The 16,501-nt window shown below is 68.5% G+C and carries 15 protein-coding genes and 1 pseudogene; 10 read left to right on the forward strand and 6 right to left on the reverse strand.

What is annotated here, in order from left to right; translation table 11 throughout:
• Window positions 1-4 precede the first annotated feature (4 nt).
• Complete coding sequence (locus ACWEQQ_RS44165) at window positions 5-1,648, reverse strand: purine-cytosine permease family protein (RefSeq protein ID WP_452352442.1); 1,644 nt, start codon at window positions 1,646-1,648, stop codon at window positions 5-7.
• Between the two features lie 217 nt (window positions 1,649-1,865).
• On the opposite strand from ACWEQQ_RS44165, the gene ACWEQQ_RS44170 reads away from it, so the two are divergent.
• Window positions 1,866-2,315, forward strand: coding sequence for a VOC family protein (locus ACWEQQ_RS44170; RefSeq protein ID WP_452352443.1), 450 nt, complete (start codon window positions 1,866-1,868; stop codon window positions 2,313-2,315).
• A 51-nt stretch (window positions 2,316-2,366) separates the two neighbouring features.
• Here ACWEQQ_RS44170 and ACWEQQ_RS44175 read toward each other — a convergent pair whose 3' ends face one another.
• Window positions 2,367-2,870: a DUF2505 domain-containing protein gene (locus ACWEQQ_RS44175; RefSeq protein WP_452352444.1), complete on the reverse strand. Its 504-nt coding sequence runs from the start codon at window positions 2,868-2,870 to the stop codon at window positions 2,367-2,369.
• Window positions 2,871-3,017: 147 nt separating this feature from the next.
• On the opposite strand from ACWEQQ_RS44175, the gene ACWEQQ_RS44180 reads away from it, so the two are divergent.
• The 4 genes from ACWEQQ_RS44180 (at window position 3,018) to ACWEQQ_RS44195 (ending at window position 10,116) form a co-directional block, all read left to right on the forward strand.
• Window positions 3,018-3,437, forward strand: a complete 420-nt coding sequence (locus ACWEQQ_RS44180; RefSeq protein WP_452352445.1) for a DUF3592 domain-containing protein — start codon at window positions 3,018-3,020, stop codon at window positions 3,435-3,437.
• 166 nt (window positions 3,438-3,603) lie between these two features.
• Window positions 3,604-4,305, forward strand: coding sequence for a demethylmenaquinone methyltransferase (locus ACWEQQ_RS44185; RefSeq protein ID WP_379399601.1), 702 nt, complete (start codon window positions 3,604-3,606; stop codon window positions 4,303-4,305).
• 143 nt (window positions 4,306-4,448) lie between these two features.
• A complete protein-coding gene (locus ACWEQQ_RS44190) occupies window positions 4,449-8,909 on the forward strand; it encodes a molybdopterin-dependent oxidoreductase (RefSeq protein ID WP_452352446.1) in 4,461 nt (1,486 codons plus the stop codon).
• 145 nt (window positions 8,910-9,054) lie between these two features.
• A complete protein-coding gene (locus ACWEQQ_RS44195) occupies window positions 9,055-10,116 on the forward strand; it encodes an alpha/beta hydrolase (protein WP_452352447.1) in 1,062 nt (353 codons plus the stop codon).
• A 4-nt stretch (window positions 10,117-10,120) separates the two neighbouring features.
• Here ACWEQQ_RS44195 and ACWEQQ_RS44200 read toward each other — a convergent pair whose 3' ends face one another.
• On the reverse strand, window positions 10,121-11,155 hold the full coding sequence (locus ACWEQQ_RS44200) for an aldo/keto reductase (protein WP_452352448.1): 1,035 nt from the start codon (window positions 11,153-11,155) through the stop codon (window positions 10,121-10,123).
• Between the two features lie 85 nt (window positions 11,156-11,240).
• Between ACWEQQ_RS44200 and ACWEQQ_RS44205 the strand changes: the two genes are divergently transcribed.
• Window positions 11,241-11,927 (forward strand): TetR/AcrR family transcriptional regulator, encoded by a 687-nt coding sequence (locus tag ACWEQQ_RS44205; protein WP_452352449.1) that lies wholly within the window; start codon window positions 11,241-11,243, stop codon window positions 11,925-11,927.
• 64 nt (window positions 11,928-11,991) lie between these two features.
• Here the strand turns inward: ACWEQQ_RS44205 and ACWEQQ_RS44210 are convergent, their stop codons facing one another.
• On the reverse strand, window positions 11,992-12,135 hold the full coding sequence (locus ACWEQQ_RS44210) for a hypothetical protein (protein WP_452352450.1): 144 nt from the start codon (window positions 12,133-12,135) through the stop codon (window positions 11,992-11,994).
• Between the two features lie 151 nt (window positions 12,136-12,286).
• On the opposite strand from ACWEQQ_RS44210, the gene ACWEQQ_RS44215 reads away from it, so the two are divergent.
• Both ACWEQQ_RS44215 and ACWEQQ_RS44220 read left to right on the forward strand, forming a co-directional pair.
• The gene (locus ACWEQQ_RS44215) at window positions 12,287-12,520 is read left to right on the forward strand and encodes a hypothetical protein (protein ID WP_364625607.1); all 234 of its coding nucleotides are present in this window, start codon (window positions 12,287-12,289) and stop codon (window positions 12,518-12,520) included.
• Between the two features lie 114 nt (window positions 12,521-12,634).
• A complete protein-coding gene (locus ACWEQQ_RS44220; protein ID WP_452345662.1) occupies window positions 12,635-12,862 on the forward strand; it encodes a hypothetical protein in 228 nt (75 codons plus the stop codon).
• A gap of 21 nt (window positions 12,863-12,883) precedes the next feature.
• On the opposite strand, the gene menD is transcribed toward ACWEQQ_RS44220, so the two are convergent.
• Window positions 12,884-14,518 carry a 2-succinyl-5-enolpyruvyl-6-hydroxy-3-cyclohexene-1-carboxylic-acid synthase gene (menD, locus tag ACWEQQ_RS44225; RefSeq protein WP_452345661.1) on the reverse strand — a complete coding sequence of 545 codons (1,635 nt, stop codon included), beginning with the start codon at window positions 14,516-14,518 and terminating at the stop codon, window positions 12,884-12,886.
• An 88-nt stretch (window positions 14,519-14,606) separates the two neighbouring features.
• Between menD and ACWEQQ_RS44230 the strand changes: the two genes are divergently transcribed.
• Window positions 14,607-15,434: a siderophore-interacting protein gene (locus ACWEQQ_RS44230; RefSeq protein ID WP_452352451.1), complete on the forward strand. Its 828-nt coding sequence runs from the start codon at window positions 14,607-14,609 to the stop codon at window positions 15,432-15,434.
• Window positions 15,435-15,566: 132 nt separating this feature from the next.
• Here ACWEQQ_RS44230 and ACWEQQ_RS44235 read toward each other — a convergent pair whose 3' ends face one another.
• Window positions 15,567-16,013, reverse strand: coding sequence for a DUF6918 family protein (locus ACWEQQ_RS44235; protein ID WP_364625618.1), 447 nt, complete (start codon window positions 16,011-16,013; stop codon window positions 15,567-15,569).
• Between the two features lie 351 nt (window positions 16,014-16,364).
• Here ACWEQQ_RS44235 and ACWEQQ_RS44240 point away from each other — a divergent pair.
• A pseudogene (locus ACWEQQ_RS44240) lies at window positions 16,365-16,501 on the forward strand (1,4-dihydroxy-2-naphthoyl-CoA synthase); the annotation flags it as partial.

Consider the following 16,501-nt stretch of genomic DNA (forward strand, 5'->3'; position numbering starts at 1 on the left):
AGCCTCATCGGGACGGCAGGACGTGAATGCCGGTCTTGTCCGTCGAGAGTGCCAGCGAGCTGATGTACTGGATCTCACCCTCGGGTCCCGGGACCGCCGAGGCGATCATGTCCGGGCGCTCGAATTCCATGCCGGTGGCGGCGCAGGTGAGGGTCTCGCCCGACGGATTGCCGTGCTCGTCGAACATGGGCAGCTCGATGCCGTCGTGGTCGCGGCGCAGGTAGTACCTGCCCTTGGTGAGGATCGCGGTCAACGGGGTCGCCAGGAACGAAACCACCACGGCCACAATGGGCGAGTACGGCTTCAGGGTCTCACCGAAGATGCCGAAGAAGGTCATGATCGACAGCACCGCCGACAGGCCGAAGCCGGCCAGGCCGACCGGATTGAAGTCGTAGAGCATGCCGCGCCGGAACTCGGGCTCCCTGGGCGAGATCTTCAGCGCGTACTTGTTGATCGCGATATCCGTTGCGACGGTGACGATCCAGGCGATGCCGCAGTTGGCGTAGAAGCCGAGGATGTTGTTGAGGAAGTCGAACATGTTGGCTTCCATCAGGATCAGCGCGATGGCCAGGTTCAGGCCGAGGAAGACGATGCGGCCCGGGTAGGTCTTGGTGACGCGGGTGAAGGAGTTGGTCCACGCCAGCGAGCCCGAATACGCATTGGTCACATTGATCTTGATCTGGCTGATGACGACCAGCGCCACGGCCAGGGTCATGGCCAGCCAGGACGGCATCATGTCGCGATAGATCTCGAGGAACTGGTGCACCGGCTGGTTGGCGATGTCCTGCGCGCCGGGCAGATTCGCGATCAGGTAGACCGCCAGGAACAGGCCGACCACCTGCTTGATGGCGCCGAAGAGCACCCAGCCCGGTCCGGCCAGCAGCATCCAGCCCCACCACTTGCGGGCGTTCTCCGGGGTCCGGGGCGGCATGAAGCGCAGGTAGTCGATCTGCTCGGCGATCTGGGCGATGAGCGAGAGGCAGACGCCGGCGGCCAGCAGCGCGCCGGACAGGCTCACGCCCTTGCCGTCCTGGCCGCCGTAGGACAGGAAGGTGCCGACCGAGTCCGGGTGGCGCACCAGCAGGAAGCCGAACGGCAGCACCATCAGGATCAGCCACAGCGGGGTGGTCCACACCTGCAGCTTGGCCAGGGTGTTCATGCCGTAGATGACCAGCGGGAAGATCATCACCGTGGACACCAGGTAGCCGACCGGCAGCGGCACGTGCAGGCCGAGTTTCAGGCCCTGCGCCATGATCGAGCCCTCGAGGGCGAAGAAGATGAAGGTGAAGGAGGCGAACACGATGTTCGTCACCACCGACCCGTAGTACCCGAAGCCGCTGCCGCGGGTGATCAGGTCCAGGTCGATGTTGTAGCGCGCCGCGTAGTAGGCCAGCGGGAAACCCGTGAGCATGACCACGATGGCGAAGATGGCGATGCCCAGCAGGGCGTTGCCGGTGCCGTTGGCGATGCCGATGTTCGCGCCGATCGAGAAGTCGGCCAGGTAGGCGATGCCGCCCAGCGCCGAGACGCCGACCACCGCCGGGCTCCATTTGCGGTAGCTGCGGGGTGCGAACCGCAGCGTGTAATCCTCCAGCGTCTCCTTGGACGCGGCGACCGCATTGGCCGCGGGTGTTTCGACTTGAACCACCGGCACTCCTCGTTCGGGCTCGTCACGAGCTTTTTCCCGATTCGAGGGTGGTCACCGAATGTTGATCTCGGCTTTCCGATCCATTGCGCGGCCGTTACGGCAGGCTCACCGAGGTTCCGAGTGTGTGAACTCGGCTATCCGGACGCGAATCCGCCCGGCGCGGAAACGCGCAATTTCGGAGAAGCCCGCGCGGGCCGGCCGTCCATAGGCTCGAGGTATGACGACCATCACCAATGTCTCGCTCGTGACCGTGTACGTGATCGATCAGACCGCCGCGAAGAAGTGGTACATCGAGAAGCTGGGTTTCGTGGAAGCCAGCGATGTGACCATGGGCGACAACGGCTTCCGCTGGGTGACCGTGGTGCACCCGAACCATCCGGAGCTGGAGATCACGCTGATGATCCCCGGGCCCCCGCTGGACGACAATCTGGCCGAGGCCATCCGGCGGTCCATGGCGAACGGCACGCACGGCGCGCTGGGCCTGCGAACCGACAACTGCCAGAAGGCCTTCGAGGAACTCACCGCCAAGAACGTGGGGTTCGTGCAGCCGCCGTCGGAACGCCCCTACGGCGTCGAGGCCATCATCCGCGACAACTCCGGCAACTGGCTGGTGCTCATCGAACCCCGCGAATTCGATCCGGCCACGGCCCAGTTCGGCCCGGAGTAGACACCAGCCCCATGGATGCGGGACCACCCCCGCATCCACGGTGTGCCGAGATCAGGCGGTCTGCGCGGCGAACCAGGATTCGACGGACTTGCGCTCGCTGTTCATGACCCGCTTGAGCAGGTTCTCGACCAGCGGTTCGATGGCCCCGCCGACCAGCGGAACCTTCACGTCGACCGTGCCGGTGGCCTCGATCTCGGAACCTTCGGCGGTGGGCCGCAATTCGAACGCGCCCGCCATCTCGGTGGTGATGCCGCTGGAGCGGCCGCTGAAGCCGCCCTTGGCGACGCCGTCGGTGAGCGCTCCCCAGGTGTCGGTGCGCTCGAGCATGAGCTCGCTCTTGAGGACCTTCTTGACGATGCCGGGAATCTGGTCCACGGGCGCCTGCTCGGTCATGTGGATCTGGATGGTGCCGGGGCCGTTCGGGTGGGTGAGCTCGAGCGTGGCGGTGGTCGCGCCGGCGAAGCGGGCCTGCCACATCTCGTCATTGGTCAGTGCCCGGTGAAGCTCTTCGACCGGAACGCTGTACTGCACGGTGAAGCTGAATTTTCGGGACATGCCGAAGACCGTAGCCGAGCGATGGAATAGCCTGCTGAAGTGTCGGAAACTAGCCAGTCTGATAGCGGAGCGCAGCGGAGCGACGATCAGACACAGCGCGCTGAACAGCGCCGGGCGGTTCGGTTGCGGCGGGCTCGGATCGGGGTCGTGATCGCCGCGGCCACGGTCAGCTTCCTGGCCGTGCTGCTGGTGCTCGCGGCCTGGCGCGACGACCACCTGATCAACTCCGATAAGGGCGTGACCAGCGCCGAAGTCCTCTCGGCCGGCACGCTGCGATCCGCGGTCATCTTCGTGACGCCCGATGGCGAGACGCACAATCCGAAGACCGGGGTGCTGTACCCCACCAGACTGACCGTCGGCGAACGCATCAATGTCGAATACCGGCGCAGTGATCCCGATCTCGTACGCGTGGCGGGTCGCGATGCCCGTGTCGCGATCATCCCGGCGCTGTCGGTCATCGTGGTCTCCTGGGCCGTCGCCATCCCCGCGGTGTGGTTCCTCGGCTCGCCCCCGACCCGGTGGCTGAGCGCGCTCGGTGCAAAACTGCGAACTAAGCTGCGGCGGTAGAAGAACCCGTCCACCACCCACAGGTTCGCGGCCCGTCTCGATTCTGGACTGAGGCTCCATAGGCCAGCGCCTTGGAGCGAGACGGGGAGCGAAGCGGAGGAGCGGAGGAGGGAAGAATCGAGACCTCCGGGGCCGCGAACCCGCCCGGAGCGAAGCGGAGGGCAAAATTAACAGAGCATCGTTTCGGGCCCAGCTGGACAAGCAGCCGCGCGACGTCGCGTCCATGTTCGACGGTGTCGCCAAGCGGTACGACCTGACCAATTCGGTGATCTCCGTTGGCCAGGACAGGTATTGGCGCTGGGTGACGCGCAAGGCACTGGGCCTGCGACCCGGCGAGCGGGTGCTGGATCTGGCGGCGGGGACCGGTGTCTCCACCGTGGACCTGGCCAAATCGGGCGCGTGGGTGCTGGCCGCGGACTTCTCCCAGGGCATGCTGTCGGCCGGACGGCACCGCAATGTGCCCATGGTCGCCGCCGACGCCATGGCGCTGCCCTTCGCCGACGACTCCTTCGACGCGGTGACCATCGCCTACGGCCTGCGCAATGTGGCCGACCCGGATCTGGCGCTGCGCGAGATGCTGCGCGTCACCAAGCCGGGCGGGCGGCTGGTGGTGGCCGAGTTCTCCACGCCGACCTGGGAACCCTTCCGGACCATCTACATGGAGTACCTGATGCGGGCGCTGCCGCCGCTGGCGCGCGCGGTCTCCAGTAATCCGGACGCCTATGTGTATCTGGCCGAGTCGATTCGGGAGTGGCCGAATCAGCCGCAGCTGGCGCTGCGGATCGCCGACGCGGGGTGGTCCTCGGTGCAGTGGCGCAATCTCTCGGGCGGGGCGGTAGCCCTGCACCGGGCGTACAAGCTGGGCTGAGCGGAGCGCTGACCTATGGCGTTGCTCACGGCGGCGCCCCGACCTGGGCCTCACAGTCGCGGAAAACGGCTGTGAGGTGGATTGTCATCTGGCGATAACGTTCGGTAAATCCGCCGCAACCCGGGGTGGCTTAACTCGGAACCATGCCGGAACAGCCCACGTCCCCGATGAGCACCCGGACCGCGTGCTCGTACTGCGGGGTGGGCTGCGGAATCACCGTCGAAACCAAGCCCGGCGCACGCGGACTGCCCGTGATCGCCAGGGTGAAGGGCGACAAGGACCACCCGGTCAATGCCGGGCGGCTGTGCACCAAGGGCAATACACATGCCGAACTGATGGCCGCGCCCGGCCGCATGGAGACCGCCTACCGCCGGCCCGAACGCGGCCAGCCGCCGGTGCCCATGCCCGTCGACGAGGCGATTCACGAAGCCGCACAGCGGCTTCGCGTGATTCTCGACACAGACGGACCGGACGCCATCGCCCTCTACGTGTCCGGCCAGCTGTCGATCGAGGCCCAGTACCTGGCCACCAAGCTCGCCAAGGGCCACCTGCGCACCGTGCACATGGAGGCCAATTCGCGGCTGTGCATGGCCAGCGCGGCCGGCGGGTACAAGTTGTCGCTGGGCGCGGACGGGCCCCCCGGGTCCTACGACGACCTCGATCACGCCGACCTGTTCTTCGTCATCGGCGCGAACATGGCCGACTGCCACCCCATCCTGTTCCTGCGCATGGCCGACCGGCTCAAGGCGGGCGCCAAGCTGATCGTGGTGGATCCGCGGCGCACCGACACCGCGGCGCGCGCCGACCTGTTCCTGCAGATCAAGCTGGGCACCGATCTGGCGCTGCTGAACGGGCTGCTGCACCTGCTGGTCGAGAACGGCGACATCGACGCCGAATTCATCGCCGAGCACACCGAGAACTGGGCGGGCATGCCCGAGTTCCTGGCCGCCTACACCCCGTCGATGGTGTCCGAGGAGACCGGCATCCCCGAGGCCGACATCCGCACCGCCGCCGCCTGGATCGGCGCGGCGGGCGAATGGATGTCGCTGTGGACCATGGGCATCAACCAGTCCACGCACGGCACCTGGGCCAGTAACGCCATCATCAACCTGCACCTGGCCACCGGCGCCATCTGCCGTACCGGCAGCGGGCCGTTCTCGCTCACCGGGCAGCCCAATGCGATGGGCGGGCGCGAAATGGGTTACATGGGACCGGGATTGCCGGGTCAGCGCAGTGTGCTCGCCGACGCCGACCGGGCCTTCGTGGAGGCCGAATGGGGGCTGGCGCCGGGCACCATTCGCGCCGAGGCCGGGCCCGGTTCCATCGAGATGTTCCGCGGACTGGCCGACGGAAAGATCAAAGCCTGCTGGATCATGTGCAGCAATCCCGTTGCCTCCATGGCGAATCGGCGCACCGTCATCGCCGGGCTGGAGGCCGCCGAGCTGGTGATCGCCCAGGACGTGTTCACCGACACCGCCACCAACGCCTACGCCGACCTGCTGCTGCCCGCCACCCTGTGGGCCGAGGCCGACGGGGTGCAGGTGAACTCGGAACGCAACCTGACCCTGCTGCAGCGGTCGGTGGAACCGATCGGCGACGCGCGCCCGGACTGGCAGCTCATCGCGCAGGTCGCGACGGCGCTCGGCTTCCCCGGGTTCGAGTTCGCGTCCAGCGCCGAGATCTTCGACGAGATCCGGCGATTCGCCAATCCGGCCACCGGCTACGACCTGCGCGGCATCGACTACGACGCGCTGCGGGCCGGGCCCGCGCAGTGGCCGTGCGCCGATCCGGCCCAGCGCCGCAACCCGATTCGCTATCTCAACGACGGGGTCAGCCAGACCCTGCACACCGACGAACACGGGCACACCCCACGACTGGCGTTCGCCACACCCAGCCGCAAGGCCGTGTTCTGGGCGCGCCCACACCTGCTGCCCGACGAGATGCCGGACGCGGATCACCCCTTCGTGCTCAATACCGGCCGCCTGCAACACCAGTGGCACACCATGACCAAGACCGGGAAGGTGGCGAAACTGACCAAGCTCAATGGCAAGCCCTTCCTGGAAATCCACCCCGAGGACGCCGCCCGCCTCGAGGTGCGCGCGGGCGACCAGCTCGAAATCACCTCCCGCCGCGGCCGCGCCGTGCTGCCCGTCCAGGTGAGCGACCGCGTCCTCCCCGGCACCTGCTTCGCCCCGTTCCACTGGAACGACGAGCAGGGCGAATACCTGACCATCAATGCCGTCACCAACGACGCGGTCGACCCGATCTCCCTGCAACCCGAGTTCAAGGCCTGCGCGGTCCGGCTGCGGAAGGTGGCGGCCCTGACCGCGGCGGCGCCCAATGGCACCGGCAGCGAAGTGCCGGCGGGTTTCGGCGCGCCGTTCATCGCGGGCTCCGGGGAACCCGACCGGTCGGCTGCTGTCGCCCCCGGCACCGCGAGCGGACCGCATCCCCTGGCGCTCATGCTCGGGTTGGAGACCGGTGTCGCACCGACGCTGACCGAGACCGAACGCATCTATCTCGGTGGATATCTGGCGGCGCTGCAGAGCCTGCCGGTCAGTGGCGTCCCGGTGCTGCCCGCGACCGCGCCGATCTCGGAGCGCAGCCGGGTGTGGATCGACGGGCTGCTGGGCGGGATGTATTCGCGTGGGGCGCAGCATCACTCATCGGCGCTCGACAGTGCCGTGGGCAGCAGCGCGTCGCACGGCCCGTCGGATACCGCGGTTGCGGCGGCGCCTGCGGCGACGCGCACGGTGACCGTGCTGTGGGCGTCGCAGACCGGGACGGCGGAGGAACTGGCCGCCGCGCTGGCGACCTATCTGGCCGATTCGGGATTCGCGCCGCGCCTGCTGGACATGGATTCCGCCGAACCGTCCGACCTGACAGGTGATGTGCTGGTCATCAGCAGCACCTTCGGCGACGGCGGCCCGCCCGACAATGGCGCGGACTTCTGGGAACGCCTGAACGACAGCGCGATCCGACTGACCGGGATGCGGTACGCGGTCTTCGCGCTGGGCGACTCCTCCTACGACGACTTCTGTGGCCACGGCCGCAAGCTGGACGAACTGTTCGAGAAGCGCGGAGCCACCCGCATGCTGCCGCGCGTCGACAGCGAGCCCGATCACGAGGACCTGTCCGCGGCCTGGTTCGACGCCGTGGCCGATGGTCTCGCCACGTCCGCCGACAACGCTGCCGGACCGGATGGTTCGGGACCGGATGACCGATCCGCCGGTGGAGCCGGTGCCGCACCGGGCCGAGGCAGCAAGGTGGACCGGTCGCGCGGCGTCACCGGATTCGGCGGGCCCGCAGCGGGTGCTCAGGGTTCGGACGGCCCGGCCGCCCGGGCCGGCGATGTGCCGCCGGGGTGGGGTTCCCCGGGCTTCGGGCCGAGCTCCGCTCCCCTGGGCGGCGATGGCCGACGCGGCACGGTCACCGGCCTCGCGCCGGGGCGGCGGACACGCACGACCACAGCCGCGCCCTTCACGCGGAATTCGCCCGTGCTGGCGAAACTGGTTCGCAATGAATTGCTTTCACGGGATGGCTCCGGAAAAGAGGTGCGGCAATTCGGGTTCGATCTCAGTGATCCCGAGGTCACCTACGAGGTCGGGGATTCGCTCGGGGTGCGGCCCGCGAATTGTGAAGCGCTGGTGGCGGAGTGGCTGGCGGTGACCGGGCTGGAGGGGCGGCGGCTCATCGACGTCGAGGACGGCGAGCTGGCGCTGGCGGAGGCGCTGCGGACGCACTACGACATCACGCGGGTGAGCGCCGATCTGCTGTCGTTCGTGGCCGAGCACAATGCCAGCCCGCGGCTGGCCAAGCTGCTGCGCCGGGACAATCGCAATGAGCTGGACGGGTATCTGTGGGACCGGCAGGCGGTGGACGTGCTGCGCGACTTCCCGGTGCGGGCCGATCTGGTGGAGTGGCTGGGCACGCTGAAAAAGCTGCAGCCGCGCCAGTATTCGATCTCGTCGAGTCCGCTGGTGAGTCCGCGCGAGGTGCAGCTGACGGTCGGCGTGGTGCGCTACGGCGATCCGGCGGCCATCGGTTCGGCGGCCCGGCGCGGCGGGGTGAGCTCCACGTTCCTGGCCGATCGCGCCCATGCGGAGGTGCCGATCTTCCTGCAGCGGGCGCCGCATTTCCGGCCGCCGCTGGATCCGAACGCGCCGATGATCATGGTCGGTCCGGGTACCGGCATCGCACCGTTCCGCGGTTTCCTCCAGGAGCGCCGTGCCCTCGGCTGCCGGGGCCGCAATTGGCTGTTCTTCGGCGATCAGCACGCCAAGGACAATTTCTATTACCGCGCCGAACTCGAGGACATGTTCCGTTCGGGATTCCTGACCCGGCTGGATCTGGCGTTCTCCCGGGATCAGCGCGAGCGGATCTATGTGCAGCACCGGATGATCGAGCACGGCGCGGAACTGTGGGCGTGGCTGCGTGAGGGCGGTCATTTCTATGTGTGCGGTGACGCCGCGCGCATGGCCAAGGATGTGGACGACACCCTGCTGAAGATTGCCCGCATTCACGGCAAGCTGAGCGAGGACGGCGCGCTGGCGTTCAAGAAGCGGCTGGTGGCCGAGAAGCGCTACGTGCGCGACGTGTACTGATCCGGTCGCCCGCCCGCGGCGTCGGTCCGCCGATTCCATCCCCCACAAATGTGAAACTGTGGTATTTGTAACTCGCCCGTCCAGGCTCATGCGGATGGGCGGGCCGTCACCGCGGCGGCTGCCAGGAATGCTGAGGGCAGGTGCCGTGAACCGTCGGATCAGTCGAGTCACCGCACGATCGACGGCGGCGGTGCTCGCGATCGTCGCCGCACTGGGCCTGTCGGGCGGCGTGCCCGCCGGCGCGGACGATCCCACCGCACCCGGCGTCTCGGTCCCGGACATGAAGACAGACGACGGCTCCTTCATCAAGAGCGTGGGCGTCACCGACGACCGCCACGTCACCTTCACCGTCTACTCCGCGGCCATGAACCAGACCTTCCCGGTCGACGTGCTGCGCCCGGCGGACACCGCCGAGCCGCGCCCCACCCTCTACCTCCTCAATGGCGCCGGCGGCGGCGAGGACGCCGCCACCTGGCAATTGCGCACGGACGCACTGGATTTCCTGAGCGACAAGAACATCAATGTCGTACAGATCATCGGCGGCAGATTCAGCTGGTACACCGACTGGCTCCAGCCCGACCGCGCGCTGGGGGTCAACAAATGGTCCACCTATCTGGGCAAGGAATTGCCGCCGTTGATGACGGCCGCACTGACCAGCAGTGGCAACAATGCCATCGCCGGTATCTCGATGGCCGGCCTGCCCGTATTGAATTCGGTCATCTTCAATCCCGGGCTGTTCCGTAGTGCGGCCGTGTACAGCGGTTTCTTCCAGACCATCACGCCGATGGCCCGGGAGGCCATCAAGATGGTCACCGAGCTCTACGGCGGCGGCAAGGTCGAGAACATGTGGGGCCCCGAGGGCGGCCCACTGTGGGTGGCCAACGACCCCACCCTCAATGCCGAGAAACTGCGCGGCACCAACCTTTTCATCTCCACCGGCAACGGCATTCCGGGCGCCTTCGACATGCCCGGCGCGCGCGGCCGGATGGAAGCGCCCGCGGACACCCCCAAGACCGTGGCACTGGGCTCCCTCATCGAGGCGAATTGCGAACTGTCCACGGCGATTCTGCAGAAACGCCTGGAATCCCTGAACATTCCGGCGACATTCGAATTCCGCAGCAGCGGCACCCACATCTGGGGCTACTGGCAGGACGACCTGAAGACCTCCTGGCCGGTGCTCGCGCAGGGACTCTTCCCGAACCCGTGAACCCTTACACCGCGGGCGGATTGAGCCGCGCGAAGTCCGGCAGCCGGTAGTACGGGTAATAGGGATAGGGCGGGGTCACCGCGCTCGCCTTGTCCAGCCGGGCGAGCTGGTCGGCCTCGAGACTCCAGCCGACCGCGCCGAGATTCTGCCGCAGCTGTTCCTCATTGCGTGCGCCCACGATGACCGTGGCCACGCTCGGCCTGCGCAGCAGCCAGTTCAGGGCGATCTGCGGGACCGTGCGGCCGGTTTCGGCGGCGATCTCGTCGAGGACGTCCACGACGTCGTAGAGCAGTTCGTCGCGCACCGGCGGGCCCGCCTCGGCGGTGGTGTGCAGGCGGCTGCCGGCCGGAAGCGGTTGTCCGCGACGGATTCTGCCGGTGAGGCGGCCCCAGCCGAGCGGGCTCCAGACCACCGCGCCCACCCCCTGATCCAGGCCGAGCGGCATCAGTTCCCACTCGTAATCGCGGCCGACCAGGGAGTAGTAGACCTGGTGCGCGACATAGCGCGGGAAGCCGTACCGGTCCGCGGCGGCAAGGGATTTCATGAGCTGCCAGCCCGCGAAATTGGACGCGCCGACATAGCGGATCTTGCCGGCGCGCACCAGCTCGTCGAGCGCCGCCAGCACCTCCTCGACCGGCGTGCCCGCGTCGAAGGCGTGCAGCTGGAACAGGTCGAGGTGGTCGGTGCCGAGCCGCCGCAGTGAGCCCTCGACGGCCGAGATCAGCCGGGCGCGACCGGATCCGGCGTCGCACGGGCCGGGACCGGTGGGCAGCGAGGCCTTGGTGGAGAGCAGCAGCTGCTCGCGGCGGCCCCGGATCGCCTCGCCCAGTACCTCTTCCGAGGCGCCGTCGGAGTAGACGTCGGCGGTGTCGAAGAGGGTGACGCCCGCGTCCAGGCTGATGTCCACCAGACGGCGGGCCTGCCGGGCGTCGGTGTCGCCCCAAGCGGAGAAGAGTTCGCCGCGACCGCCGAAGGTGCCCGCACCGAAGCTCAATGCCGGAAGCAGCAGACCCGAGGCGCCGAGCCGACGATATTCCATGACCACCACTCCTAACGGAACTATAGTTTCATTAACTCGCATGACGCTACACTCGTCTCGCCGCAAATGGAACTGGAGAACCGTTATGAGCCGCGACATACGCGCAGAGGGCAGCGAGACGCACGCAGCGGACCATGCCGACCCGACCCCCGGCTCGGTCCGCCCGGGCGGGCGCACCGCTCGCGTCCGCGAGTCCGTGCTGCGCGCCGCCGGCGACCTGCTCGCCGAACGCGGCTTCGCCACCCTCGATCTGGCCGAGGTGGCCGCACACGCCGAAGTCGGCAAGACCACCGTCTACCGCCGCTGGCGCACCCCGGCAGGACTGGTCGCCGACCTGCTGGCCGATATGGCCGAAACCTCACTCCCCCACAGCGATACCGGCAGCCTGCGCGGGGATCTGCTCGCCAATGCGCGGCTGGTCGGGAAGACGCTCACCGATGCCCGGCAGGGCCGCCTCTTCCGGGCCGTCATCGCCGCCGCCACCAGCGACGACACCGCCGCCACGGCCCTGCGCGCCTTCTACGACACCCGGCTGACCGAATGGTCCCCCTGCGTCGAGGCGGCCGTCGCGCGCGGCGAGGTCCCGCCCGGAACCGACCCGCGCGCAGTGCTTTCCGCCGTCTCGGCCCCGCTCTACTACCGCCTGCTGGTCAGCGGGGATCCGGTCGACGAGCGGGCCGTCGACGCCGCCGCCGAGGCCGCCGCACTGGCCGCGGAGCAGGGCGTGTTCGCTTCCGGCACACCAGAGCACGCGCACCGAATGCCTCGATAGTCATCCCACGGCCGCCCGCACGCACCACCCCTCGCCGTGCCTGCGGGGCGCCGTTGCCGCGCGGTCAGTCCGCCGTCCAGCCCGGATCGCGACCGGTCAGTCCGACCACGCGATCGACGAGCGGCGCCTCGGCCGGGATATCGACAACCGGCCCGAAGAGCCCGGGCACCCCTGCCCGCGGGGTGTCACGAAGGAAGCCGAGCAGCACCGCCAGATCCGACTCCGCCGGGGCATAAGGCTGTCCGACCGCCCGGGCCAGGTCCGGCGAGCGCCCGGAGTGTGCTTGCAGCGCTGCGCCGCAACCGGTTCGTTAGGCGGTATCAGCGGCGAAAGACGCTGGTGGGGAGGAGAATTGATAGATGAAAGGTGATCGCGTGGAGATCGTCGTCGACACCGGCGACGGGTCTCGGAACTACGAAATCATGGCGACCAGAGCGGGCCGCCGCATCGAGACCCGCATCGCGCGGGGAATCGTGGAGGTCAGCGAAGTGACTCGAACCGGCGGGCCGGTCCGCACCGCCCGGTTCATGGCGGGCCGGGTACTGGCCCTGGTCGAGTACCCCGCCGACGACGCGGCGCTGCCCGGCGAGTGATGGGCGGACCGGTTGCCGAGCGGGATGAGGACGGGTTGCCGAGCTGGTGAAACGGGAGCATTCTCGAAGTGCCCGACTGCGCGGCCCGCCCACCCCGGCAGAGAGGAGCAAGCGATGATCGATCGCATCGACGCAGTGCCCGAGGCCGACTATGTAGAACAGAGCACCCCCGCCAATCCGCTGGACGAGGTGAACCCCGAGGCGCTCGAATCGGACTCCGAGATCACATCGCTGCCCGCCGGAGACAGTGGCTGGACCGCCTCCGAGGGGGATCTGGTCGAGCAGGCGATCCCCGTTCCCATGGACGACGACTACGAATCGGACGCCGGCAGCGAGTACTGACCGGCGCCGTTCGCGCCCAAGCTAATTCGACACGCCCGCCCGCACGGTGGCGTGCAGCTCCCGCAGGCCCGACCGCTCGGTCGCGACCTCCAGGACCCGGATGCCGTGTGCGTTGCCGGTCAGCTCGATCGCCAGCTGCGCGGGGGCGACCTGGCGGTGTGGAATGCGGTAGGCGGCGCACAGCGCGGCCAGATTCATGCCGTGGGGGGTGCCGAAGACCCGCTCGAACACGCCCGCGTACTGCGGATCGCCCTGTTCGAGCAGTTCGAAGATGCCGCCGCCGTCGTCATTGGCGACCACGATGGTGAGGTCCTCCGGCCGCGGCTCACCCGGGCCGATGAGCAGGCCGGACGCGTCGTGCAGGAAGGTCAGGTCGCCCATGAGCGCGACGGTGCGGCCCGGATGGGTGAGGGCCGCGCCGACCGCCGCCGAGACGGTGCCGTCGATGCCGGCCACGCCGCGGTTGGACAGCACCCGCACGCCGGGCCGCGGCGCGGAAACCAGCGCGGCGTCACGCACCGGGTTCGAGGCGCCGAGCAGCAGCTGGTCGCCGTCGCGCAGGGCGTCCATCACCACGGCCGCGACATGCAGACCGGTCGGCTTCGGGTGTCCGGCCAGCTCCGCGCGCACCACGGTGACGGCCTTCTCGTTCAGCTCCCGGCACAGCTCCAGCCACTCCGGCCGCGGCGCGCCGTGGGTGACCGCGCGGGTGCCGGTGCCCACCACATTGCCGGACACATCGGGCCAGCGCGGGCCGGTGGTCAGCGCGTACACCGTGATCTCCGGGTCCGACAGCACCCGCGACACCTGCCGGTGCAGGGTCGGCCGGCCGGTGATGATCGCCTGCCGGGGCTGCAGCAGCGGCAGCGCCAGCGGATGCAGCGCCGGGCCGTGCATGGGCGCGGTGGGTTCGGCGACCGTGGGCAGGGCCGCGAGTTCGGGGCGATGGCCCGCGCCGTGACCGGAGATGACCAGGGTGTCCGGGGTCAGGTCGATGTCCAGCGGGACGTCGAGGGTCGCGTATTGCGTTGCGGTCCAGGGCTCTTCGTGTTGCCGGCCCGGAGGCAGCGAGTCACCGGCGGCCAGGTCCGGCACCAGCGGTTCCCGCAGCGGAATGTCGAAGTGCACCGGCCCGGCATTGCCGGAGCGGCTGCCGCGGGCGGCGGCCAGCACGCGGCAGACCGCGGAGCGCCACACGCTGTTCTGCTTCGAGTACAGATCGTCGCCGGGCTCGGACTCGGCCAGCCCCAGGCTGATGGCGGCGCGCACCTGGCTGCCGAAGAGACCGAACTGCTCGACGGTCTGGTTCGCCCCGGTGCCGAGCATCTCGTACGGGCGGTTGGCGCTCAGCACGATCAGCGGGATGCGGGCGTAGTTCGCTTCGAGGACGGCCGGGCCCAGATTGGCCACGGCGGTGCCGGAGGTCATGACGACGGGCACCGGTCGGCCGCTGGCGGCGGACAGGCCGACGGCCAGGAAGCCCGCGGAACGCTCGTCGATGCGCATGTGCAGCCGGATCCGCCCGGCCTGGTCGGCCGCCTGCAATGCGAAAGCCAGCGGCGCATTTCGCGACCCGGGGCACAGGACGACATCCCGCACTCCGCCGCGCGCGAGCTCGTCGACGACGACGTGCGCCTGGGCTGTCGAAGGATTCACACCTCCAGCCTCTCAGACAGCCGCCCGCCCCGCTCCGTCGGCCCGCTCACACCTGTGTTATTAAGTTAGGGTTTGCTAACCTAAGCCAATGGCGAAGCGCAGCAAGCATGTCAAGCCCGAGCACCGCGAGATCCGCACCGCGGAGGTCCTGGCCAGCAAACGGATCAGCCCCCATTTCGTCCGCGTCACCCTCGGCGGCCCGGGCCTGGCCGGATTCACCGCCATGGGCTACGACCAGTGGTTCCGGCTGTTCATGCCCGGACGCGACGGCAACCTGCGGCTGCCCACCTCCGCGAGCAACCTCGGCTGGTTCGCGCAGTACCTGATGATGGGCAAGGAACACCGTCCGCTGGCGCGCAACTACACGGTGCGGGACTACCGAGCGGCCGGTTTCGGGGAATTCGGCAGCACGGCCGAGATCGACATCGATTTCGTCTCACACGGTGACGACAGCCCCGCCTCCGCGTGGGCCAACAGCGCCACACCCGGCTGCCAGGTCGGACTGCTGGACGAGGGCATCACCTATCAGGCTCCCGGCCATAGTGATTGGACACTGCTGGTGGGTGACGAGAGCGCGCTGCCCGGCATCGCGGGCGTGCTGCGGTCGCTGCCGCGGGATGCCCGGGGCGCGGCATATCTCGAGCTTCCGTCCGCCGAGGACCGGCAGGAACTGGGCGAACCCGCAGGCGTGCAGGTGAACTGGCTGGTCCGCACGGATCCGCACGGCGAGATCGGCGCACTGGCGGCGGAGACCGTGCGCGGGGCGGACCTGCCCGGCGCGGGCGTCTACGCCTTCGTCGCGGGTGAGCAGAAGCTGGCCGCGGGAGTGCGGCGGCATCTGGCGCAGGAGCGCGAAATCCCCAAGGCGGACATCACTTTCACCGGCTACTGGCGGGTGGGCAAGTCCCAGGGCTGAACCGGCGCACGGAGCCGGAATGAGGCGAGTGCCCCCGAACCACCTCGGCGGGCATTCGCTGTCCACGGGCGGCAGCACCGCGGACCGTGACTGTTCGCGGCCCCTCGCCGGGCCGCGAACCGGTCGGCCTGATTAACCAGCGTGCTTCTGCACCAGGTCACCCAGGCGCGGAAGGGCCTCGGCGACATGCTTCTTCGCCGACGAACGCATGGAGTTGTAGACCTTGGTCAGCGCCGGGCGCGAGGACGCCTCGGCCCGCGCGTCGGTCACCGACAGCAGCGCGTCGGCCACCTCGTCCTGCTTGGCGACCAGCAGATCGGCGAACGACCCGGCGCCACCGTTCTTGTACTCCGCCCAGAACGGCTCCAGCTGCTCGACGAACTTGGGCGCGAAGGACTCCAGCGCGTCACTCACGATCGAGGGGCTGACCTTCTTGATCGCGGCGTAGCCGCCCTTGACGACCAGGCCCGACGCGCCGCCCTTGTCCGACACCTCCTCGTCCAGAACCTTCTCCGCGTCGGCGATGAAGGCCGGACGCTTTGCGTCATCGAGCAGGGATTCAGACAGTGCTGCAACCACTTTCAGGTTCCTCCGGATAGTTTTTCGATGAACGAGCGCACGCAACTATACGCACCGGTGTCCCCGCACACACGATGCCAATGCGCTGCTACTGCCTCAGCAGCAACAGCACTGTAAGCCCTCCGCAATCGATTGGCAGCGTTTCACTTTCGGTTACCGATCGGTCGGAGTTCTCTCCGCACCAATAGCAAGCGTCCGATCGAGCCCCGGGCAACCCCGCCCGCTAACAATCAGCGCGCTTGTCGGATGGCCGAATTCCGCCGCCGGTATTCCGGAGCGACGCGCAGAACACGGCGCCGAACTGCGGTGGGTCAGCACCGCGCCGGGAACCGGAACAGTATGTTCACTCCCGTGACCTTCAATGCGACGCTGTGGCGGCCCGTCCCGGGATTTGAGAACCTCACCGACATCACGTACCACCGGCACATCGAGCAGGGCACGGTGCGGATCGCCTTCGATCGCCCCGAGGTACGCAATGCCTTCCGCCC

Source organism: Nocardia sp. NPDC004123 (assembly GCF_053603795.1).

Bases quoted from the DNA above. Each gene is read 5' to 3' on its own strand.
- ACWEQQ_RS44220 (WP_452345662.1), top strand. From the start codon at position 12,635: ATGATCGATCGCATCGACGCAGTGCCCGAGGCCGACTATGTAGAACAG.
- ACWEQQ_RS44170 (WP_452352443.1), top strand. From the start codon at position 1,866: ATGACGACCATCACCAATGTCTCGCTCGTGACCGTGTACGTGATCGAT.
- ACWEQQ_RS44215 (WP_364625607.1), top strand. From the start codon at position 12,287: ATGAAAGGTGATCGCGTGGAGATCGTCGTCGACACCGGCGACGGGTCT.
- ACWEQQ_RS44205 (WP_452352449.1), top strand. From the start codon at position 11,241: ATGAGCCGCGACATACGCGCAGAGGGCAGCGAGACGCACGCAGCGGAC.
- ACWEQQ_RS44230 (WP_452352451.1), top strand. From the start codon at position 14,607: ATGGCGAAGCGCAGCAAGCATGTCAAGCCCGAGCACCGCGAGATCCGC.
- ACWEQQ_RS44190 (WP_452352446.1), top strand. From the start codon at position 4,449: ATGCCGGAACAGCCCACGTCCCCGATGAGCACCCGGACCGCGTGCTCG.
- ACWEQQ_RS44200 (WP_452352448.1), bottom strand. From the start codon at position 11,155: ATGGAATATCGTCGGCTCGGCGCCTCGGGTCTGCTGCTTCCGGCATTG.
- ACWEQQ_RS44175 (WP_452352444.1), bottom strand. From the start codon at position 2,870: ATGTCCCGAAAATTCAGCTTCACCGTGCAGTACAGCGTTCCGGTCGAA.